Origin of the sequence: Facklamia miroungae (genome assembly GCF_012396555.1) — a bacterium.
GTDB lineage: Bacteria > Bacillota > Bacilli > Lactobacillales > Aerococcaceae > Facklamia > Facklamia miroungae.
The window spans coordinates 1-20,262 of sequence record NZ_JAAXPS010000012.1; the positions used below are offsets into that span (position 1 = coordinate 1).

Genomic DNA, 20,262 nt, shown 5'->3' on the forward strand with positions numbered 1-20,262 from the left:
ATGATGGCAAGAAGGACACACCTGTTCCCATGCCGAACACAGCAGTTAAGCTTCTTAGCGCCGATGGTAGTTGGGTCTTTGACCCTGTGAGAGTAGGACGTTGCCACGCGTGTCATATCAAAGTTATGGGGAATTAGCTCAGCTGGGAGAGCGTCTGCCTTACAAGCAGGATGTCGGCGGTTCGAGCCCGTCATTCCCCACTCTTGACTCGTTAGCTCAGTCGGTAGAGCAACTGACTTTTAATCAGTGGGTCGCAGGTTCGAATCCTGCACGGGTCATATTCCAAAATGGGAACATCGCGGAATTTTACTTGCGGGTGTGGCGGAATTGGCAGACGCACCAGATTTAGGATCTGGCGCCTTCGGGCGTGGGGGTTCAAGTCCCTTCACCCGCACTTGCATTATTGATTGATATAACATATAATTTAATAATATTAGTTAATAACGCCGGCTTAGCTCAGTTGGTAGAGCATCTGATTTGTAATCAGAGGGTCGAGGGTTCAAGTCCTTTAGCCGGCATTTTGCGGAAGTAGTTCAGTGGTAGAACACCACCTTGCCAAGGTGGGGGTCGCGGGTTCGAACCCCGTCTTCCGCTTTGCCAAGATACATTTAGGCTTTTAATAAGCCGGGGTGGCGGAATTGGCAGACGCACAGGACTTAAAATCCTGCGGTGAGTGATCACCGTGCCGGTTCGACTCCGGCCCTCGGCATTTCACTTCTAGTGAATAATAAAATATGTTGCACCCGTGGCTCAACTGGATAGAGTACCTGACTACGAATCAGGCGGTTGCAGGTTCGAATCCTGCCGGGTGTATTAGAGTAAAACGGGAAGTAGCTCAGCTTGGTAGAGCACTTGGTTTGGGACCAAGGGGTCGCAGGTTCGAATCCTGTCTTCCCGATTTGTTTTATTCTCTAATATGGGGGATTAGCTCAGCTGGGAGAGCGCCTGCTTTGCACGCAGGAGGTCAGCGGTTCGATCCCGCTATTCTCCATCTTTTGGCGGTGTAGCTCAGCTGGCTAGAGCGTCCGGTTCATACCCGGGAGGTCATGGGTTCGATCCCCTTCGCCGCTATTTTAAGGCCGGACCTTTAGCTCAGGTGGTTAGAGCTCCCCGCTCATAACGGGGTGGTCGTAGGTTCGAGTCCTACAAGGTCCATTATAAGTTATGGATTTTGCCATTGGTTAACGGAGGATTACCCAAGTTCGGCTGAAGGGAACGGTCTTGAAAACCGTCAGGCGTGTAAAAGCGCGCGTGGGTTCGAATCCCACATCCTCCTTTGGAAACTTGCGGGTGTAGTTTAGTGGTAAAACCACAGCCTTCCAAGCTGTTGTCGGGAGTTCGATTCTCCTCACCCGCTTTATTGATAATGGGCCTGTAGCTCAGCTGGTTAGAGCGCACCCCTGATAAGGGTGAGGTCGGTGGTTCGAGTCCACTCAGGCCCATAACAATATAAAATTGTTACCTAAGAATTGGCACATGGGGAAGTACTCAAGTGGCTGAAGAGGCGCCCCTGCTAAGGGTGTAGGTCGGTTTATACCGGCGCGAGGGTTCAAATCCCTCCTTCTCCGTTATTCTATATACTTGCCAATGAGTTAATTTAAATTGGCCCGTTGGTCAAGCGGTTAAGACACCGCCCTTTCACGGCGGTAACACGGGTTCGAATCCCGTACGGGTCATTACAATTTATGGAGGATTACCCAAGTCCGGCTGAAGGGAACGGTCTTGAAAACCGTCAGGCGTGTAAAAGCGCGCGTGGGTTCGAATCCCACATCCTCCTTTTTAATATTATCGCGGGGTGGAGAAGCTGGCATCTCGTCGGGCTCATAACCCGAAGGTCGTAGGTTCGAATCCTACCCCCGCAATTTTTTAATACTGGTCCGGTGGTGTAGGGGTTAACATGCTTGCCTGTCACGCAGGAGATCGCGGGTTCAAATCCCGTCCGGACCGTTTTTATGCGGGTGTAGTTTAGTGGTAAAACTACAGCCTTCCAAGCTGTTGTCGGGAGTTCGATTCTCCTCACCCGCTTACCAGACTCATCGAGTCTTTTTTTTTATATAAATAAATAACCCTCATCTATTTAAAATGCTAGATTGAGGGTTTTTGTTTTAACATGATTCTTAGAAAAGATAACTTAAACTATAAAAAATAATAAATATTAAACTTAAAGCGCCTTGATAATTCAGTTTGTTCTGAATCCTATGGTTCTTTCTCACAGGTATTAAGCTTGGTAATGCAGTTGTAAATGTGATGCAAAAGAATAGGATTTGTAATAAATAGTAGGACTGACTGGGTAGAGAGGTATAAACACCAATGCAAGTTGCCACAATAAATAGAAAAAAGACAATATAGGTAATCTTGATGGGGATATATTTTTTAGTAAAGTTAAGGTTAAAGGTGCCTTTAAGATATTGTTGATTAATTTCTAAGCCAGTCATTAAAACTACTATTGGAATAAAGGATATTAATTCTTTATTAGTCAGTGTATTGGCTTGTGAATAATATGCAATGACATTTAAAAGAAAGCCCGTAAAATAAATATTTAAAAGACTATGATAAATCGTCCGCACCAGAGGTATAAACTGGTATTGAATCGCTGTAACAATCACAAAAATACCTAATAGAACATTGATAATATAATGCTGATGACTCATAAAGAAAAGTGAACTAGCAATTAAGCCGGCTAATAACAGATAGTATAAAATAGGGGAATTTGCTTTAGGATCTCTTTGGATATGATGATAGAAATTGTAGTGATTGACCAAGTGACTTAATATCACAATAATGACTAAGAGAATAAGATCTAACCAGTCCACTTTTTTGCCAGAAAAGATTGCTGTAACTAATCCGAATCCTATCCATGATAAGGGATAACCAACTAACTGCATGAGAGGATGCTTAAGTATATTATTAATTGTATTCATTTTATTTCCTTTCAAGAGGATTTTCTATTTGAAATTGTTTCTATTTGTATTCTAAGGTATAATTTAAAACGTTACAACCAAAAGTTCCCGATAGGGTTCATAGTTAAAGATTATGAATTTGCCTTGTAACCAAATAATAAAATGGGGGAAGTTAAATGAAAGTTTTAGAGAAAAGATTATTCACTTCAGAGTCAGTGACGGAAGGCCATCCAGACAAAATTGCGGATCAAATTTCTGATTCAATTTTGGATGCCATTCTTGAGCAAGATCCGATGGCTAGGGTAGCTTGTGAGACGGCTGTTAACACAGGTTTAGTGATGGTTTTAGGAGAAGTAACTACCAGTGCCTATGTGGATATTCAAAAAATTGTTCGTCAAAAAGTGGACGAAATTGGATATAACCGGGGAAAGTTTGGCTTTGATGCTGAAAATTTAGCTATCATCGTTTCACTTGATGAGCAGTCTGCAGATATAGCCTTAGGTGTGGATTCTGCAATTGAAACGAGATCAGATCAAGCCAGTGAACAGGAAATTGGAGCAGGCGATCAAGGCTTAATGTTTGGTTACGCATGTGATGAAACACCCGAGCTAATGCCATTACCAATTTCGCTGGCGCATAAATTGACGCGCAGGCTGACCGAGGTACGAAAATCAGGCCAATTAGACTATTTGAGACCAGACGGTAAGGCACAAGTGACGGTCGAATATGATGAGAACGATCAACCTGTTCGTCTTGAAGCAGTTGTGGTTTCAACTCAGCATAGTGAAGAAGTTAGTTTAGGACAATTAAGGGAAGATATTTTAAACCAAGTAATTAAACCAACTCTTTCTGAAAATCTTCTAGACGATCAAACAAAAATTTACATTAATCCAACTGGTCGATTTACCATTGGGGGGCCAAAAGGAGATGCAGGTCTAACAGGACGTAAGATTATAGTCGATACATATGGAGGCTATGCGCGTCATGGTGGAGGAGCTTTTTCAGGTAAGGACGCGACTAAAGTTGACCGATCAGCTTGTTATGCAGCGAGATATATAGCTAAAAATATTGTTGCTGCTGGAATTGCAAAAAAGATAGAAATTCAATTAGCTTATGCCATCGGTGTAGCTCAACCTGTCTCAGTGAGTGTGAATACCTTTGAAAGCTCCAATTATTCTGATGCGGCAATTGTTAAGGCCATCCGACAAGTATTTAATCTCACACCGAAGGGTATTATCGATATGTTAGATTTAAGACAGCCAATTTTTGCTCAAACAGCCGCCTATGGACATTTTGGTAGAGAAGAAGCTGGATTCACATGGGAGCGGACGGATAAAGCGGAAGAATTAAAATCTTTGATGATGTAAGCTAATAAGTTGTACTTCTTTATTATTTTTAGTACGATGTCCTTAGTTAGAACTATTACAAATAATAAATTCGGAGGGATCAATATGAAGTATGTTGTTGTTGGTACATCACATTTTGGTTATGAATCTGTTCAGACTCTACTAAAACGTGAACCAGAAGCTGAAATTCATTTATTCGAAGCAGGAGAAGAATCTTCTTTTATGGGTTGAGGTTCTCAATCTTACCTGGAAGGTATTTCTAAAGAATTATCGGAGTTACATTTTGCTAATAACGCTTCTTACCGTGAACAAGGGATCAATATCCATCCGGCTAGCCAAGTCGTTGGATTAAATCCTGATCAAAAAACTGTAACGGTTAAAACTGAAGAAGGCGAATATCAAGAGTCGTATGACAAGTTGTTATTAAGTCCCGGTGGTTTTGCACCCGTTCCACCTTTTGAAGGAGTTAATCTTGAAAATGTTCATACCTTTAGAGGACCTGAAGATACTCAAGCGGTATACGACCGAATGAAAGAAACTGAGAATTTAGTAGTGATCGGATCAGGTTATATTGGTATTGAAGTGGCGACTGCTTATGCTGAAGCAGGAATTAATGTAACTGTAATTGATATGGAAGACCGCATTTTACCAGCTTACTTAGATAAAGATATCTCGAGCCTACTTGAAGCGCATGGGGCTGAAAAAGGTTTACATTTCAAGGGCGGAGAGGCTGTTCAAAAGCTTTTAGGAGAAGGCAATAAAGTTAAAGCGGTGGTTACAGATAAGGGAGAATATCCGGCAGATACTGTTGTCGTAGCTGTTGGTGTTAAACCAGCTACTGATTGGTTGAAAGGTACACTAGAGATCAATGAAGCTGGTTTTATCCAAACCAATGAGTATCTTGAAACTTCTGCCAAAGATGTTTACGCAGGGGGCGATGCGACTTATGTTCCATTCGCACCAACTGATGACAAAACCAATATTGGACTTGCTACTTTAGCAAGAAGACAAGGAATTGTTGCTGCTTTGAATGCCTCAGGAACTAAGTTTAAGATGCCTAGAGTGTCAGGAACATCTGCTTTAAGATATTTTGATTATACCATTGCTTCAACAGGGCTTTCACTTAATAATGCTGATTTGTATGAAGGTGAAGTAGCGTGGAAGTATGTTGAAGAAAAAGTATACCCTGATTTCATGCGTAAGCCAGGTACAGTTCATATGACGATTTTCTATGATGAAGAAAGTCATGTTATTTTAGGTGGCCAATTAGTATCGAAGTTCGATGTAGCTGATTCAATCAATGTTCTTTCTACAGCAATCAATGCTAAATATACATTAGAACAGCTCGCACTATTAGACTTCTTCTTCCAACCAAATTATGACCGCCCATGGCATTACTTAAATGTTCTAGCCATCGAAGCTTTAGGAAATACAGTTGGTGGAGCCGATAAACTATTATTTTAAACTTAAATTTGTGACTAGCACAAGCAAAGCTTGTGCTAGTTTTTTAGTTTGGTCAAAATGAGATAGGCTTGAAAAATTAGATTTCTTTAATAGTTCTCTTAATAAACGATATTACATTGAAGAAAGCGGTTAAATTGTGTAAGATAAGATTATAAAGGTTAAAATTTAGCATATCTAGGAGGCAAACGAATGGCTTATGATTTTAAAACGTGCGTGGATCGCACACAACAAGGGTCAAGAAAATGGTTATTAATGCGAGAATCTGGTGAAAATATACCTGAGGGAATTGCTCCGCTTTCAGTGGCAGACCTCGACTTTCCAATGGCGCCGGGTATTATTGAAGGCTTAAAAAAAGACTTAGACGAACTAATTTTAGGTTATACGATTCCGAACCAAGCCTACTATGATGCTGTTAAGAAGTGGATGAAGGATCAGCATCAATGGGAAGTTCAAGAAGATTGGTTAGTCACTGCACCAGGTGTCGTTCCTGCAATTAATGTTTTTGTTAATGCCTTTACAAAAGAAGGAGACGGGATCATTGTTTTAGAACCCGTTTATGGTCCTTTTTCAGCAGCCATTGACAATCACGACCGTAAAAAAATTGCGGTCGATCTCATAAACACAGATGGTTATTATACAATTGATTTTGAAGCTTTAGAATTAGCAGCAAAAGACGCTAAGGCAATGATCTTTTGTAGCCCACACAATCCAGTGGGTAGAGTATGGAAGAAGGAAGAATTAGAAAAAGTTGCAGAAATCTGTCGAAACAATAATCTATATTTATTTTCAGATGAGATCCATTTTGATTTAGCTCATAAAAACTACAAGCATCATGTTTTTGCTAATTTGTCTGATGATATTGCTCAACATGTAATTGTTGCAACAGCACCCTCTAAAACTTTTAATCTAGCGGGTCTTCAAACTTCCAACATTTTTATTCCTAATCCTGAATGGCGCCAACAATACATTGAAACTGCTGAAAAAATGAATCTTATTTCTGTTCCAGCTTTAGGTTTGTATGCTTGTAAGCATGCCTACAATAATTGCTTAGATTGGAAAGAAGAGCTAGTTGAACTTATTGAAGAAAATTATCAAATGGCTAAATCAATGATTGAAGCAAAATTACCAGGAATTGTAGTAACTCCTATGGAAGCATCCTACTTGTTATGGCTAGATTTAACACCACTTAACATGGAATGCGATGAAATTATTGAATTATTGGAATCACACCATATATATATAAATAACGGTTTAATGTTTGGTTCGTGTGGAGAAGGGTATATACGGATTCATTTAGCACTGCCAAAGGATGTAGTTAAAGAAAGTATTGAACGTTTTATTAAAGCTCTAGAGAACATAAAATAAAAGATTTTATAAAATAAAGAAGCAACCATTTAAAAAGGTTGCTTCTTATTTCTTTTCTATAGTAATTAATAGTGGAGGATGATTTATTTGATTTATAAAGTCAAGTCTAGATATGGAAAATACTTCTTGCGGCCAGGTGCTTAGATACTTTAATAACTGCTCCTTCTCGATCGCTCCTTCTGGATGTCCAGAATATACAACAATAAATATTTTCCCTCCAGCAATTAAGCGTTTGGCTATTTTTTCTACTGCTTGAATGGTGGAATGTGCTTGAGTGGTAACCTGATGCGGGGTACCAGGCAAGTATCCTAGGTTGAAGATTGCGCCATGGATTTGGGGAACACGCTTATGGCTCAACACCTGATCAAAACGCTCATGCCCAGTGTTGAATAGATAGAAAGCTTCTCTTGGTAGATCTGCCAAAGTTTCTTGTGCTAATTCAATTGCTTGTCTTTGGATATCAAATCCATAGACTTTTCCTTTAAAGAATGGTTGAGTGATTATAAAGCGAGTATCCTTGCCTTTTCCAACTGTAGCATCAATATAAATTCCTTCAGGGAACGTTTCAATTAATTCTGCTAAAGCATCATGACTGTTTTGTAAAGCATTTTTCATCGTTTCACTCTTTCTAAAACAATTTCACTACCGTCAGCTGAGATTAGGGTAACTTTTGGACCTTCAAAACTTATTTCATATTGTTTTGCTGTATGAATCGATTGGATCAAATTTATATGATTGCCTTCTATATGATAGCGGGCTGTAAAATTTAATTGCTCTTTATGTTCCGTTAATAAATCGCTAACTTCAAGACTGGTTGGCTTTAAGTTCTGCTGAGCTTTTTCTAAAAAGTTCTCTTCATTCAATTGGAAGAAAGCCACCTCATCCTCGAAAACAACTTGATAGATTAGTGCTTCATTTAACTTAGTTTGCCATTTATGGTTTTCAAGTCGATTCTTATTCATTATAGTACATCCTGAAAGCAGAATAATTAGGCTTAGGGTTATAAATTTTAGATGGAATTTCAAATAGATATCTCCTCTGTATAAAATGGGTCTTTAATTAATACTATACTAGCTATTTATATCAAATAAAAGCAGATAAAAAACAATACAAATATTTCATTTTTGTTACTTATATTAAGAGTCTAATAAAAGTGCCCATAAATCCCCCTTTTCTGTTCAAGATGAAATATAATACAGTGTGTATCCGTAGGGAAATATCTATAATTTGGAGGCTGAAGGATGATTCAACAGCGAAATCAGAGAATGCGTCAACAACAAAAAATCCAACGACGCAAACTATTTAAAAAAATCTTCACCAATGTCAATGTTGGTGCGATGCTACTGTCAACGAGTGTGCTAACACAAGTACAATCTGAAAATGCCATTGTTCATGCTCAGAAATCTCAAAAGAAATTCTCGCCACAAGAATTTATTAATCAAATTGGTCAATCGGCAAAAGAGATTGCTGCTAAAAATGATTTATATGCATCTGTAATGATTGCTCAAGCAGCATTAGAGTCTGGTTGGGGAAGTTCAACCCTTGCTCAAGCGCCTAATTATAATCTTTTCGGTATTAAGGCTAGCAAGAATGATAACCGTGTTGAGATGGACACTTTAGAAGATGATGGGACTGGGTCATACTATCAAATCAAAGACAGCTTTAGAAAATATGACTCTTATGCTGATTCATTATTAGATTATGCGAGAGTATTAACTGGAGAAGGTTCAGCATGGAGGAAAAATTTCTATCAAGGAGCTTTAAAATCTAACACCACTTCTTATCAAGATGCTACTAAACACTTAACAGGACGTTATGCAACAGATACGCGTTATGGTGGAAAACTTGATCAATTGATTAGCACTTATCAGTTAGATCAATTCGATGGGCCTAAAAACACTTTGGCACCATCAACTTCTCAATCAAGCGGAGTTACCGATAAAAAAGTTGAATCATCTACTAATCAGTCTAGAACTGTATCGTATGGCGTTTCATCAAAAGGTAGCTACACCGTGCAACCAGGAGACGGATTATATAAGATCGCTAATGAAAACGGTGTTAAATTAGATGATTTATTAAAAGCTAACGGATTATCAATCAATTCCATGATCCATCCGAATCAAGTGCTTAAAATTCCAGGTCAAGCCCAATCTAGTATTAATCTAACTAAACCAATAGTTAATGCACCGGTTGAAAATACCCCTGTGTCTGTTCAAAAACTTTCGACAAGTAAAGGTAATTATACGATTAAAGCAGGCGATTCTTTATATGCCATTGCAAGCAAACATGGTATTAGTATCCAAGATTTACTAATAGCTAATGGAATTCAGCTTAATACTGTGATCCATCCTAATCAACAATTAAGAATACCTACCGGAAATGTAGAAGTTAGTTCTCATCCAGTAGTTGACAAAGAAACTCCTTCTGTTTCAAAAGGAAGTCAGGCAAATACTCAAACTGCTCAAGACCCTACTTATTCACAAACGACTGGTAATTATACGATTAAAGTAGGAGACTCTCTTTGGGCGATTGCTAACCGCCATGGTATGACACTAGCAAGTTTATTAAGCGCAAATAACTTAACTGCAAACAGTTTAATACTACCAGGACAAAAGTTGAATGTTTCAAGTAATGGTGCAAGTAACCAATCAGTTACTGTATCAAACACTCAGCAAGCACCAAAGGTAGAAGTTCCACAGCAAGAAAAATCTGAATCAGTTTCTGCACCGGTAGTAACTGAGAAGATCAATGAAACACCACAAACGACTACAAATGATGCGCCTGTTGCAAGTGGATCATATGTTGTCAAAGCGAATGATACACTTTATGCAATTGCACTGCGTAATGGTTTAAATGTTTATGATTTAATTGAAAAAAATGGTGGCACAAATATCTATATTGGACAAGTTATTAATTTCTAAAAAAATAAAGGACCTAGTAAATTATGGCCCATCTAAAGAGAGCTTACACACGGTGAGAGTAAGTGATGGAAAATAATCGAACTCTTCCTTTCAATGCTCGAGCTAAGCTTAAATAGTGTTAACTTGAGACGTTTGCTGCGTTAAAGCATAGAGCATTAGCCAATCGCTAATGAAATAATAGGTGGTACCGCGCTATAGCGCCCTATGAGGTTGTCTTTTTGATGACTTCTTAGGGCTTTTTTGTTTTTATAACTAATAAGTCAAGTGGAGGAAATAAAAATGACCTATCAACATCGAATAATTGAAAAAAAATGGCAGAACTATTGGGAGCAACATGAAACGTTTAAGACTAAAGATCGACCAGGAAGAGAAAAGTACTATGTGCTAGACATGTTTCCTTATCCATCGGGTCAAGGCTTACATGTCGGACATCCAGAAGGTTATACAGCGACAGACATCATGGCTAGAATGAAGCGAGCGCAGGGGTTTGATGTGCTTCATCCAATGGGATGGGATGCTTTTGGTTTACCTGCGGAACAGTATGCCTTAGATACAGGAAACGATCCGGCTGAATTCACCGCTCGAAACATTGCAAACTTCAAACGCCAAATAAAATCTTTAGGATTTTCATACGATTGGGACAGAGAGTTCTCAACTACTGACCCATCTTATTATAAATGGACCCAATGGATTTTCACCAAATTATACGAAAAAGGATTAGCTTATCAAGCGGATGTTATGGTGAATTGGTGCGAAGCATTAGGAACCGTTTTAGCAAATGAAGAAATTGTGGATGGAGTATCAGAACGTGGAGGACATCCTGTAGTGCGTCGGCCAATGAAGCAATGGGTACTTAAAATTACCGAATATGCTCAACGTTTACTCGATGATTTGGAAGAACTTGATTGGCCAGAATCTGTTAAAGAAATGCAAAGAAATTGGATTGGTCGTTCAGAAGGAGCCTTAATTGATTTTCAAGTTAAAGACCGTCAAGCTAAAATTACGACCTATACCACTCGCCCGGATACGTTATTTGGCTTGTCATATATCGTTCTAGCGCCTGAACACGATCTGGTTAAGAAACTAACAACTCCTAAACAAGAAGTTGAAGTTCAAAGTTATATTGCTGCAGCAGCGATTAAATCGGATTTAGACCGAACAGAATTAGCCAAGGATAAGACAGGTGTATTCACTGGCTCTTATGCTATCCATCCAGTAACAGGTAAAGAAATTCCAATTTGGATTGCGGACTATGTGTTAGTTTCATATGGTACAGGCGCAGTAATGGCAGTTCCGGCACATGATCAAAGAGACTATGAATTTTCAGAAAAATACGATTTACCACGATATGAAGTCATTCAATCGGAAGCAGGAATTGCTAAACAGGCTTATGTTGAAGATGGAATGCATATTAATTCTCAGTTTTTAAATGGCCTAAATATTGAGGCTGCTAATCAAAAGATGATTGAATGGTTAGAAGCCAATAACAAAGGTGAAAGAAAAATTAATTTCCGTTTAAGAGATTGGGTTTTCTCAAGACAAAGATACTGGGGAGAGCCTATTCCAGTCATTCATTGGGAAGATGGAAGAAGTACTGCCATCGCCGAAGAAGACTTACCACTTCTTTTACCTAAAACAGATCGGATTAAGCCTTCAGGAACCGGTGAGTCTCCATTAGCCAATGTTAAAGATTGGCTAGAAGTTGTAGATCCTAAAACAGGTTTGAAAGGGAGAAGGGAAACAAATACCATGCCACAATGGGCAGGTTCTTCATGGTACTTCTTACGTTATATGGATCCCCAAAATTCACAAGTCATTGCTTCGCAAGCGGCTTTAGATAAATGGCAAAATGTTGATTTATATATTGGTGGTGCCGAACATGCAGTGTTACATTTACTATATGCACGTTTCTGGCATAAATTCCTTTATGATTTGGGTATTGTACCAACCAAAGAACCTTTTCAAAAGCTTTATAATCAGGGCATGATTTTAGGCGAAAACAACGAAAAGATGTCTAAATCGAAAGGCAATGTTGTGAACCCTGATGATGTCGTTAATGAATATGGAGCGGATACACTTAGGGTTTATGAAATGTTTATGGGGCCTTTAGATGCATCAATTGCTTGGTCAGAAAATGGATTAGAAGGATCAAGGCGTTTCTTAGATCGTGTTTGGCGCTTGTTTGTTGAAGAAAATACAGACAACTTAAATCCAACTATTCAAGAGATAGAAGATGATCACTTGACAAAGGTTTACCATCAGACAGTTAAAAAAGTGACAGAAGATTATGACCAATTACATTTCAATACGGCCATTTCACAATTAATGATTTTCTTAAATGAAGCAAAAGGGGCCGAACGATTACCTAAAAAATATGCCGAAGGATTTGTTCAATTATTAGCTCCAATTGCACCTCATTTAATGGAAGAACTATGGCAAAAATTAGGGCATGAAGAATCTATTTCTGAAGTGAAATGGCCAGAATACGATGAGTCACTGATCAAAGATGACGTCGTAGAAATAGTTATCCAAATTAATGGCAAGCTCAAGGCTAGACTTGAGATCCCTATCGATCTAGAAAAAGAAGCGATGGAGAAAAGGGCGCTCGCAGAAGAAACTATTCAGAAAGAACTCCAAGGAAAAGCAGTCCGTAAGATCATAGCCATTCCTAATCGATTAGTTAATATAGTAGCTAATTAGTTAAATTAGTAAATCATCGTATTTAAAGGCAAAGAATGCTATATTGAATACGAAATATCAATAAAAGGGGTGTAGAAAGTGTCTGATAATCAATTTGATAAGAAGAATCATGGCTTTAAAAATGATTACGACCGTTTTGATACACTGGAATTTACGGAAGAAGATCTTAAAAAATTAAGACAGCCTAATCCTCGTATAATGGACTCAGATTATTTTGATCGTGAGATTAAAGGTGAAGAGAAGACTAAACAAGATTTTGAGATTGAACCAAAAGAGCAAGAACCAAACAATCCAGTCGATGATGACAGGGACTTGTTAATAAATTCTAAGATGAGTGAAGAACAAGAGCTTTCATCTGAATTTCTTCAGGCATCAGAAGAAACAGATCGAGAAGTAAAGGAATTGGAAAAAAAGAAGCCTGAGGATCAACTTGAAGTGAGTAAGCTAGATGCTGGTGAAGATGAGATTGAAGCTTTCTCTTTAGATAGTCGAACACGCAAAGATGACATTCTAAAGATCAATCAAGAAGATCTTGATTTTAAAGATCCCGCTGACCATTTAAAAGAAACGCTAGAGTTAGAACTTGATCCAGATATATTCTACCGTCATGATTTTGAACAACAAAGTTCAGAAAGTAATGAAGATGAAAATCCGTTTCAGTACCGGTCAATTAAAGAGAGCTTGCGTGAAGAGCATCGCAATAAACGGGTGGCCAATGTTCGTCCTGGTTTCTTTCAAAGAGTTTTTCAAACGGTCTTTTCAACGCGTGATGATTTTGAATCAGATACTTTTTCAGATCATAAGGGTGAAGAACCATATCAAGCTGAAGATTGTTCGAATACTTTTGAAGTCGAGCCTCTTAATTCTGATGGGAACGCTTATAAATCAGAAAAGAATGATGAAGACCATTTTGAGTCCGATAAAAGTTCTTTAGCTGAAGAAAGCGTATCAGAAGAAAATAAGGACCTTGAGTTTGATGAAAAGGATGGTCAAGTGCAAGAAAAATCTTGTTCATCGGAAGAAGAAAAGGAAACAGTTGGAGAAGAAAACAGTCTAGGACATGAAAATCAAGATCTGATTTCTAATAGCAAACCGCTTAGTCCACAAATTTTTGTAAGTTCTCAAGCTGATCAGCCCCTAGAAACGAATGATGAAATAGAAAAGACTGAACAAACGCAAGAAGCGGATCCCAAGGTATTTACTATGGAAGCAGAAGAAAACTTAAGCACAGCTAGTATTGAGACAAGCTCTTCCAAAGAAAAGGACCATTCAAATCCAGAAGAATCACACTCAGAAGAAATTACCTATGACTCAAAAAAACCATCACAAACTAAAATGTATGATGAGGAAGAGTTAGAAGCTTTAGCTTGGGATATTTTACCAGAAGATCATTATCTAAAAGATGATGCAACAACAAGCAAAGAACCAACTTTCATAGATAAGGTTAAGATTGGTTCTAAAAATGCTTGGGCTAAACTTGCAAAAAACTCTTCAAGATTAATGGAAAAAACTAAACAGTCAACGAGTCAAATGCTTCAAACCGTTCAAGATCGGCAAGATAATACACAAGATCTTGCTGAGAATCATGAAGGACCAGCTCAGATTGAGGGAATCGATAATCAAGAGAAGGAAGCTAATTTAGCTTTTGATCATACTGATCATTCTGTCTTGAAGCGAAGTGTTGATCAAGCCTTGGAAGTCAATGATGAAAATGAAAATAATTATATAAAAGAAACAGTAGAAAACATTAGTTTAACTGAAGATGAAGCAATTGCCGAGGGAATTTCTCAGAAAACAGCTTCCTATGAAGCTCCTATTTTAACAGATGCCATCCTTGAAGATACGTTGGACTCTAATCTCAGGGAAGCAGACATGACTCAGCAACAGTTAAATGATCAATACAATTCTCAGGATAAATCGAAGTTTGTGGCTGGAGCTGCTTGGCTATCGATGGGACAAATTCTCTCACGGATTATTGGAGCCTTATATATTATTCCTTGGGCAACTTGGCTAGGTGCTGAATATTCTCAGGCTAACTCGCTCTATGCGGTGGGATATAATCCATATGTTTTCTTTTTATCGATCGCAGTAGCTGGCTTTCCGGCAGCTGTCGCTAAGCAAATAGCTTTTTATAGCACCAAAAAAGAATTTAAAGTGGTCGATAAACTCTTTAAGTATTCTTTAGGCATAATGGCTACCTCGGGTATTATCATTGCCGCTATCTTTTATTTTATCGCTCCAACTTTGGTGGCCAATTCACCAACGGACAATCAAGAAGCAGCAATTATTGTCGTTCGTTCGTTAGCGCCTGCTCTTTTAATTTTGCCAACTTTAAGCTTGTTTAAAGGTTACTTCCAAGGTTATAGTCAAATGATTCCATTAGCCCTTTCTGAAGTGCTTGAGCAGATTATCCGAGTCCTCTATATTTTAGGAGCTACTTATTTAATTATGATGGTTTATAAAGGATCGATTACGGAAGCTGTGGCTCATTCAACTTTCGCGGCCTTTGTTGGAGCTTTAATGGCCTTGCTTTTCTTAGTTAGTGCATATGTGATCCATAATAAAAAAATGAAGAGTGTCAAAGAAACATCGTTAAATAAGATGGATATTGATTTTATGGATAGTTTAAAAATCATGTTACGTGATTCCATACCTTTCATCTTACTTGGATCCGGAATCATCTTTGCTCAAAATATTGACACTTATACTTTTAAGCAGATTTTGGTAAGAACCAGTGTGTTATTAAACTCTGAAATTGCTGAATTGTTCGGAGCAATGAGTTTAGATGTTAATAAATTAATCATGATTATTGTGTCGTTTGCTGTGGCTATTGCAGCTTCTTCCATTCCCGCTGTATCAAGCAAATATGCAGAAGGAAATATTAACAAAACGAGCGAATTAATCAAAAATATTGTTCTTTTATTTACCTTTATTATGCTCCCTGCGTCAATAGGAATGGCTATTATTGCCGACAACGTTTATCCTTTCTTCTATCCGGCAGGTATTGCTGCAGGTCCAGGTTTATTGGCCACAGGTTCATTTACAGCAATTGTATTGGGGGCATATACTGTTTTTGCAACCATTCTTCAATCGATGGATTACCGTCGATTTGCAATCACTTATTTATTAGTAGGATTAGCTATTAAGTTAATCTTGCAATTCCCAATGGTCGCTCTTTTCCATGCACATGGTGCTTTGCTTGCAACCTTCTTTGGTTTTGCTGTTTCAGCCGTTCTTATGTGGATGAAAATATGGCGAGTAATTAAAATTCGCGATCGCTATTTTGTCGGTGATATTGTAAGGATTGTAATTGCTACAACAATAATGGCGATAGGTACCTATGGATGGAATCGTTTAATTAATCAAATGATGGATCCCGTTGGTCGAGGCTTAACCTTTGTACAAATTATTTTGGTTGTTTTGATTGCCATTATTATTTATGGCGGTGTCATGGCCCTGTTTGGTATGCTACCAATCATTATTGGCGACTATCAAGCCGATTTACAAAAGAAATTGAGCATGCATCGATGAGAATAGATAAGTTATTAAGTCATATGAATTTTGGCTCTAGAAAAGAAGTTAAGGCTTTGATTTCGGCTGGAAGTGTTAGAATCAATGGGGTTCAAATTGTGAAACCAAACTTTCAAGTCGATGAAGAGAAAGATAGGGTTGAAGTTGAAGGTCAAGCCGTTTCTTATCAGAAATTTGTTTATTGGCTTCTAAATAAACCTAAAGGTGTAGTTTCTGCTACTGAGGATACACGTTATTCAACCGTTATCGATTGCTTGCACCCAGATGACTATCGGTTTGATCTCTTTCCGGTCGGACGATTGGATATAGATACAACGGGTCTCTTGTTAATTACTAATAATGGTCAATTAGCTCATCAATTGACATCTCCCAAAAAGAAAGTGGTTAAAACCTACCAGGCCTTAATACAAGGCCTAGTAACAAAAGAGACGATTAAAACCTTTCAAGAAGGCTTGGATTTGGGGGATTTTATTAGTCAACCCGCTCAATTAATTATTGATGAAATCGATAGTGAAAACGGACGATCAAAGATCCGCGTTTCTATTAGTGAGGGGAAATACCATCAAGTGAAAAGAATGTTTCAAGCCTGCCAGCTCGAGGTAATGAAATTACATCGCTTATCAATGGGGCCTCTTCACTTAGATGAAACGTTAGCTATTGGCGCATATCGTCAACTTACACAAACTGAAATACAGGCTTTAATACCTTATGGATATGAGTAGTTAAAATATAAAATAGGGATATGGGGTTGTCATAAATTGTGTGATATAATGGGAACGGATTCATCTGATGGAAGTCTTTGGCTGAAGTCGGAATGATTTTAAAATTCGAATTTTTACGGAGGTAGAAAATGACAAATTTAGACAATATTAACTGGCTCGAAGAAGTTACCAAAAGACAAGAGGATTTATTAGCAGATCTTTTTCGAATGATTCGTATTCGTTCAGTCCGTGAAGATGATTTAGCAACACCAGAAGCTCCTGTTGGTCCAGGACCTAAAAAAGCCTTGGAAGAATTTCTGAAGATGGCTCAAGAAGACGGTTTTGAAACTAAACAGTTTGGTCCTTTAGTGGGGCGTGTCGAAATCGGTGAAGGTGATTCGACCTTAGGAATATTGGGTCACTTGGATGTAGTTCCTGAAGGGACTGGTTGGGATACCGATCCTTACGAGCCTGTTATTAAAGAAGGACGCATTTATGCCCGGGGTTCATCTGATGATAAAGGTCCAACAATTGGTGCTTACTTTGCGATTAAATTATTGCGTGAATTAGGGGCGGAATTTAATCAGAAAATCCATTTAATTGTTGGAACGGATGAGGAGTCGGGTTGGATGTGTATGGACCATTATGCTAAGGTTGCTGAAATGCCTGACTATGGTTTTTCACCCGATGCTCAATTCCCAATTATTAATGGTGAAAAAGGAAATGTGTCCGCTCGATTCAAATTTGAAGCAAAAGAAGCAGTGGAAGCTGGCAATAAGTTAATTGATTTCCAAGCCGGACTTCGAGCCAATATGGTTCCTCAAGAAGCTTATGCTACCGTTGTAAGTGATCAATCAGAAAAATTAAAAGCTGATTTCCAGAAATATTTGGAAGAACAACCTGTTTCGGGTCAAGTTACTGAAGAAGCTAATCAATTACGCTTTGAGATCACAGGTAAGGCAGCTCACGGTTCGACACCAGAGAAAGGCCATAACGCAGGAACTTATTTGGCATCTTTCTTAAATAATTATCAATTTGATAAGCAAGAAGCAAATGATTTCTTAGCTCTAGTTGGCGATAAGTTACATGTTGATTTTGAAGGCGAAAAAATTGGAGTAGCGATTGTTGATGATATTATGGGTGCCTTATCAATGAACGTTGGTATTATTAATTTTGATGATACTAAAGGTGGTCTAGTAGATGCCAACTTTAGATATCCAAAAGGGACAGATAAAGACCAAATTCAAGCTCAAATTTCCGACAAGCTTACAGATCTAAGCTTTGATTTGGAGATGACAGGAGCAAAAGAACCGCATTATCTTTCAACTGATGATCCAATGGTAAAAACATTATTAGATGTTTACGCTAAACAAACAGGCAATGAAGTTTACGAAAAGACGATCGGTGGTGGAACGTATGGACGTCTAATGAAGCGTGGAGTATCTTTTGGCGTTTTATTCCCAGATTCAATAGATACGATGCACCAAGCCAATGAGTTCCTAGCTATGAACGATTTATTGAGAGCAACAGCAATTTATGCTGAATGTATCTATCGTTTAACTCGTTAATTATATAATTAGCAAACTTTTTTGAGGAATCCTCTTGAAAGTTTGCTTTTTTTTGTTTAATCAAGTAATCTTCAATTCATGAAGAAAAAGGGTGAGACAACTGTGGAATATATCCAATCAAAACAAAATCAAAGAATCAAAGACTATCGCAAACTGCACTTAGCAAAAAATCGAAAAAAAACGGGTAAGTATTTAATTGAAGGTGAACATTTGCTCGAAGAAGCCCTAGCTTATCATGCATCAATTGAAGTAGTATTGGTGACATCAAGCTATTATGAAAGCCATGTGAATGATATTGACCCCATTAATCAATCCTCGACGGAAATATTAATCTTAAGTGATGAAGTAATGGATAGTTTAGCATTCACGCAACATACACAAGGAGTAATGGCGCTCGTCAAGAAAGAAAGCGATAAATTTTCTAACAAAGAACTTATAGGTAGCCACTACCTTTTGTGTGATGGCATTCAAGATCCAGGCAATCTAGGAACAATGATCCGTACTGCCGATGCAGCAGGCTTTGATGGCGTACTCTTAGCAGAAGGGTGTGTCGATCTGTATAATGATAAAGTGATCAGAGCAAGTCAAGGATCCTTATGGCACCTACCGATCTATGAAACTTCTAATGACCAGTTATTAAAAGCGATCCAAACAGCAAAATTACCTATTTACTGTACGGCAGTCAACCAGGACGCTGAAGATTATCGAAAACATATTGGGAGTAAATGCGTCTTAGTCCTAGGCAATGAAGGTCAAGGAGTGGGGACCTATTGGATGAAAGAGGCTGAAAAATCAGTCTATATACCCATGCCAGGCAAGGCTGAATCGCTTAATGTATCTATAGCAGCTGGAATTTTGATGTTTGCATGGAAACAATGGCAAGGGGAACCAAATAATCATTGATGCTTTATGAAAGTTTTACATAGAATTTACATAAAGTTCATATTTGAAGGTTATAATAGTTCTAGAATAAAGAAGGGACGTGGATAGATGGCACTAGCTTGGCAAGAAAATCAAGAATATGTAGCAATTGTAAAGGATTTGATGGAAAATGACAAAGTTCAATCCTTAGAAAAATTTGTTCATCATAAGTTTACTAACCGTTTAGCACATTCTATTTCAGTTTCATATCGGTCTTACCTTTGGGCTAAACGTTTTAAGCTAGATGCAATCGCCACGGCTAGAGCGGCTCTGCTTCATGATTTGTTTTTTTATGATGTATGTGTGAAAGATGGTGTTGGGGGTAAAGGACACAATTATGAACACCCGCGTATTGCCTTAAAAAATGCCCTTGAAATAACGGATCTATCAGATAAAGAAAAGGATATCATATTAAAGCACATGTGTGGTGCAACTTTTGATATACCACGATATGGCGAATCAGTAATCGTAACTTTAATGGATAAGCAAACGGCTGTTTGTGAATTAGCTGAAGGAGTAAAGTACTTGATTAAATCTTCTTTTTATAAAGAAAAGCAAACGATCGAGTTGTGTGAGTAACAATTGTTTCTTTCTATTCGTTGAGGTATATTGACGAAAAACTCTTTACAAGCTATACTTGTTAATGATATACAAAAAGACTATGATCAGGACCTAGTTGGATAGAGCATTAACAGGGAAATTTGCCGCAGACTGAGAGCAGATGATGTAAAGGCCAATTATTTTCATCCTAGGAGTCGATCTCTTAATAGTGTAAGACTAGAAAAGGATACCTTCATTGGGTTAACAATGGTTGGAGTGCTTGAATTTTTTTATTCAAGAATAAG

At 38.2% G+C, this 20,262-nt stretch carries 14 protein-coding genes, 20 tRNA genes, 1 rRNA gene, 1 riboswitch and 1 other annotated feature; of the genes, 32 read left to right on the plus strand and 3 right to left on the minus strand.

Features of this window, described 5'->3' with window-relative positions; translation table 11 throughout:
* The 21 genes from rrf to HF969_RS08800 form a co-directional block, all read left to right on the plus strand.
* Window positions 1-109 (plus strand): 5S ribosomal RNA (gene rrf, locus HF969_RS08700); the annotation flags it as partial.
* Window positions 110-127: 18 nt separating this feature from the next.
* Window positions 128-200, plus strand: a tRNA-Val gene (locus HF969_RS08705).
* A gap of 5 nt (window positions 201-205) precedes the next feature.
* Window positions 206-278 (plus strand) — tRNA-Lys (locus HF969_RS08710).
* 34 nt (window positions 279-312) lie between these two features.
* Window positions 313-394, plus strand: a tRNA-Leu gene (locus tag HF969_RS08715).
* A gap of 51 nt (window positions 395-445) precedes the next feature.
* Window positions 446-518, plus strand: a tRNA-Thr gene (locus HF969_RS08720).
* Window positions 519-522: 4 nt separating this feature from the next.
* Window positions 523-594 (plus strand) — tRNA-Gly (locus tag HF969_RS08725).
* Between the two features lie 29 nt (window positions 595-623).
* A tRNA-Leu gene (locus HF969_RS08730) sits at window positions 624-709 on the plus strand.
* A gap of 30 nt (window positions 710-739) precedes the next feature.
* Window positions 740-813, plus strand: a tRNA-Arg gene (locus tag HF969_RS08735).
* Between the two features lie 11 nt (window positions 814-824).
* A tRNA-Pro gene (locus HF969_RS08740) sits at window positions 825-898 on the plus strand.
* A gap of 20 nt (window positions 899-918) precedes the next feature.
* Window positions 919-991, plus strand: a tRNA-Ala gene (locus HF969_RS08745).
* Window positions 992-997: 6 nt separating this feature from the next.
* A tRNA-Met gene (locus HF969_RS08750) sits at window positions 998-1,071 on the plus strand.
* 10 nt (window positions 1,072-1,081) lie between these two features.
* Window positions 1,082-1,155: transfer RNA gene (locus HF969_RS08755), tRNA-Ile, on the plus strand.
* Window positions 1,156-1,186: 31 nt separating this feature from the next.
* Window positions 1,187-1,276, plus strand: a tRNA-Ser gene (locus HF969_RS08760).
* A gap of 10 nt (window positions 1,277-1,286) precedes the next feature.
* Window positions 1,287-1,357: transfer RNA gene (locus HF969_RS08765), tRNA-Gly, on the plus strand.
* An 11-nt stretch (window positions 1,358-1,368) separates the two neighbouring features.
* Window positions 1,369-1,442, plus strand: a tRNA-Ile gene (locus HF969_RS08770).
* Window positions 1,443-1,478: 36 nt separating this feature from the next.
* Window positions 1,479-1,568, plus strand: a tRNA-Ser gene (locus tag HF969_RS08775).
* Between the two features lie 36 nt (window positions 1,569-1,604).
* Window positions 1,605-1,676, plus strand: a tRNA-Glu gene (locus HF969_RS08780).
* Window positions 1,677-1,687: 11 nt separating this feature from the next.
* A tRNA-Ser gene (locus HF969_RS08785) sits at window positions 1,688-1,777 on the plus strand.
* Between the two features lie 12 nt (window positions 1,778-1,789).
* Window positions 1,790-1,862: transfer RNA gene (locus HF969_RS08790), tRNA-Met, on the plus strand.
* 12 nt (window positions 1,863-1,874) lie between these two features.
* A tRNA-Asp gene (locus tag HF969_RS08795) sits at window positions 1,875-1,947 on the plus strand.
* Window positions 1,948-1,954: 7 nt separating this feature from the next.
* Window positions 1,955-2,025 (plus strand) — tRNA-Gly (locus HF969_RS08800).
* A 92-nt stretch (window positions 2,026-2,117) separates the two neighbouring features.
* Here HF969_RS08800 and HF969_RS08805 read toward each other — a convergent pair.
* Window positions 2,118-2,921: a hypothetical protein gene (locus tag HF969_RS08805; RefSeq protein WP_090290396.1), complete on the minus strand. Its 804-nt coding sequence runs from the start codon at window positions 2,919-2,921 to the stop codon at window positions 2,118-2,120.
* A gap of 66 nt (window positions 2,922-2,987) precedes the next feature.
* Window positions 2,988-3,079, plus strand: a riboswitch (SMK box riboswitch).
* Here HF969_RS08805 and metK point away from each other — a divergent pair.
* From metK to HF969_RS08820, 4 genes are all read left to right on the plus strand, one after another.
* The gene (gene metK / locus HF969_RS08810; RefSeq protein ID WP_090290395.1) at window positions 3,077-4,267 is read left to right on the plus strand and encodes a methionine adenosyltransferase; all 1,191 of its coding nucleotides are present in this window, start codon (window positions 3,077-3,079) and stop codon (window positions 4,265-4,267) included. Its footprint overlaps the riboswitch before it by 3 nt.
* 84 nt (window positions 4,268-4,351) lie before the next feature.
* Window positions 4,352-4,477 carry an NADH peroxidase gene (locus tag HF969_RS09780; RefSeq protein WP_090290394.1) on the plus strand — a complete coding sequence of 42 codons (126 nt, stop codon included), beginning with the start codon at window positions 4,352-4,354 and terminating at the stop codon, window positions 4,475-4,477.
* 24 nt (window positions 4,478-4,501) lie between these two features.
* The gene (locus tag HF969_RS08815; protein WP_090290393.1) at window positions 4,502-5,710 is read left to right on the plus strand and encodes an FAD-dependent oxidoreductase; all 1,209 of its coding nucleotides are present in this window, start codon (window positions 4,502-4,504) and stop codon (window positions 5,708-5,710) included.
* Window positions 5,711-5,899: 189 nt separating this feature from the next.
* Window positions 5,900-7,075, plus strand: coding sequence for a MalY/PatB family protein (locus tag HF969_RS08820; RefSeq protein ID WP_090290392.1), 1,176 nt, complete (start codon window positions 5,900-5,902; stop codon window positions 7,073-7,075).
* Between the two features lie 45 nt (window positions 7,076-7,120).
* Here HF969_RS08820 and mnmM read toward each other — a convergent pair whose 3' ends face one another.
* Together mnmM and HF969_RS08830 are read right to left on the minus strand one after the other, a co-directional pair.
* Window positions 7,121-7,690, minus strand: a complete 570-nt coding sequence (gene mnmM / locus HF969_RS08825) for a tRNA 5-(aminomethyl)-2-thiouridylate-methyltransferase MnmM (protein ID WP_090290391.1) — start codon at window positions 7,688-7,690, stop codon at window positions 7,121-7,123.
* Complete coding sequence (locus HF969_RS08830; RefSeq protein ID WP_090290390.1) at window positions 7,687-8,037, minus strand: hypothetical protein; 351 nt, start codon at window positions 8,035-8,037, stop codon at window positions 7,687-7,689. The genes mnmM and HF969_RS08830 overlap by 4 nt, the downstream gene beginning before the upstream one ends.
* Before the next feature lie 279 nt (window positions 8,038-8,316).
* On the opposite strand from HF969_RS08830, the gene HF969_RS08835 reads away from it, so the two are divergent.
* The 7 genes from HF969_RS08835 (at window position 8,317) to HF969_RS08865 (ending at window position 19,996) form a co-directional block, all read left to right on the plus strand.
* A complete protein-coding gene (locus tag HF969_RS08835) occupies window positions 8,317-9,996 on the plus strand; it encodes a LysM peptidoglycan-binding domain-containing protein (protein WP_090290389.1) in 1,680 nt (559 codons plus the stop codon).
* Window positions 9,995-10,204, plus strand: a binding site (T-box leader). It overlaps the preceding gene by 2 nt.
* 71 nt (window positions 10,205-10,275) lie before the next feature.
* Window positions 10,276-12,696: a leucine--tRNA ligase gene (gene leuS / locus HF969_RS08840; protein WP_090290388.1), complete on the plus strand. Its 2,421-nt coding sequence runs from the start codon at window positions 10,276-10,278 to the stop codon at window positions 12,694-12,696.
* A 78-nt stretch (window positions 12,697-12,774) separates the two neighbouring features.
* Window positions 12,775-16,227 carry a polysaccharide biosynthesis protein gene (locus tag HF969_RS10145; RefSeq protein ID WP_090290387.1) on the plus strand — a complete coding sequence of 1,151 codons (3,453 nt, stop codon included), beginning with the start codon at window positions 12,775-12,777 and terminating at the stop codon, window positions 16,225-16,227.
* Window positions 16,224-16,949 carry a pseudouridine synthase gene (locus tag HF969_RS08850; RefSeq protein WP_090290386.1) on the plus strand — a complete coding sequence of 242 codons (726 nt, stop codon included), beginning with the start codon at window positions 16,224-16,226 and terminating at the stop codon, window positions 16,947-16,949. The genes HF969_RS10145 and HF969_RS08850 overlap by 4 nt, the downstream gene beginning before the upstream one ends.
* Window positions 16,950-17,077: 128 nt before the next feature.
* The gene (gene pepV, locus HF969_RS08855; RefSeq protein ID WP_090290385.1) at window positions 17,078-18,496 is read left to right on the plus strand and encodes a dipeptidase PepV; all 1,419 of its coding nucleotides are present in this window, start codon (window positions 17,078-17,080) and stop codon (window positions 18,494-18,496) included.
* A 102-nt stretch (window positions 18,497-18,598) separates the two neighbouring features.
* Window positions 18,599-19,399: a TrmH family RNA methyltransferase gene (locus HF969_RS08860; RefSeq protein WP_090290384.1), complete on the plus strand. Its 801-nt coding sequence runs from the start codon at window positions 18,599-18,601 to the stop codon at window positions 19,397-19,399.
* An 87-nt stretch (window positions 19,400-19,486) separates the two neighbouring features.
* A complete protein-coding gene (locus HF969_RS08865; protein ID WP_090290383.1) occupies window positions 19,487-19,996 on the plus strand; it encodes an HD domain-containing protein in 510 nt (169 codons plus the stop codon).
* The last annotated feature ends 266 nt before the right edge of the window (window positions 19,997-20,262 follow it).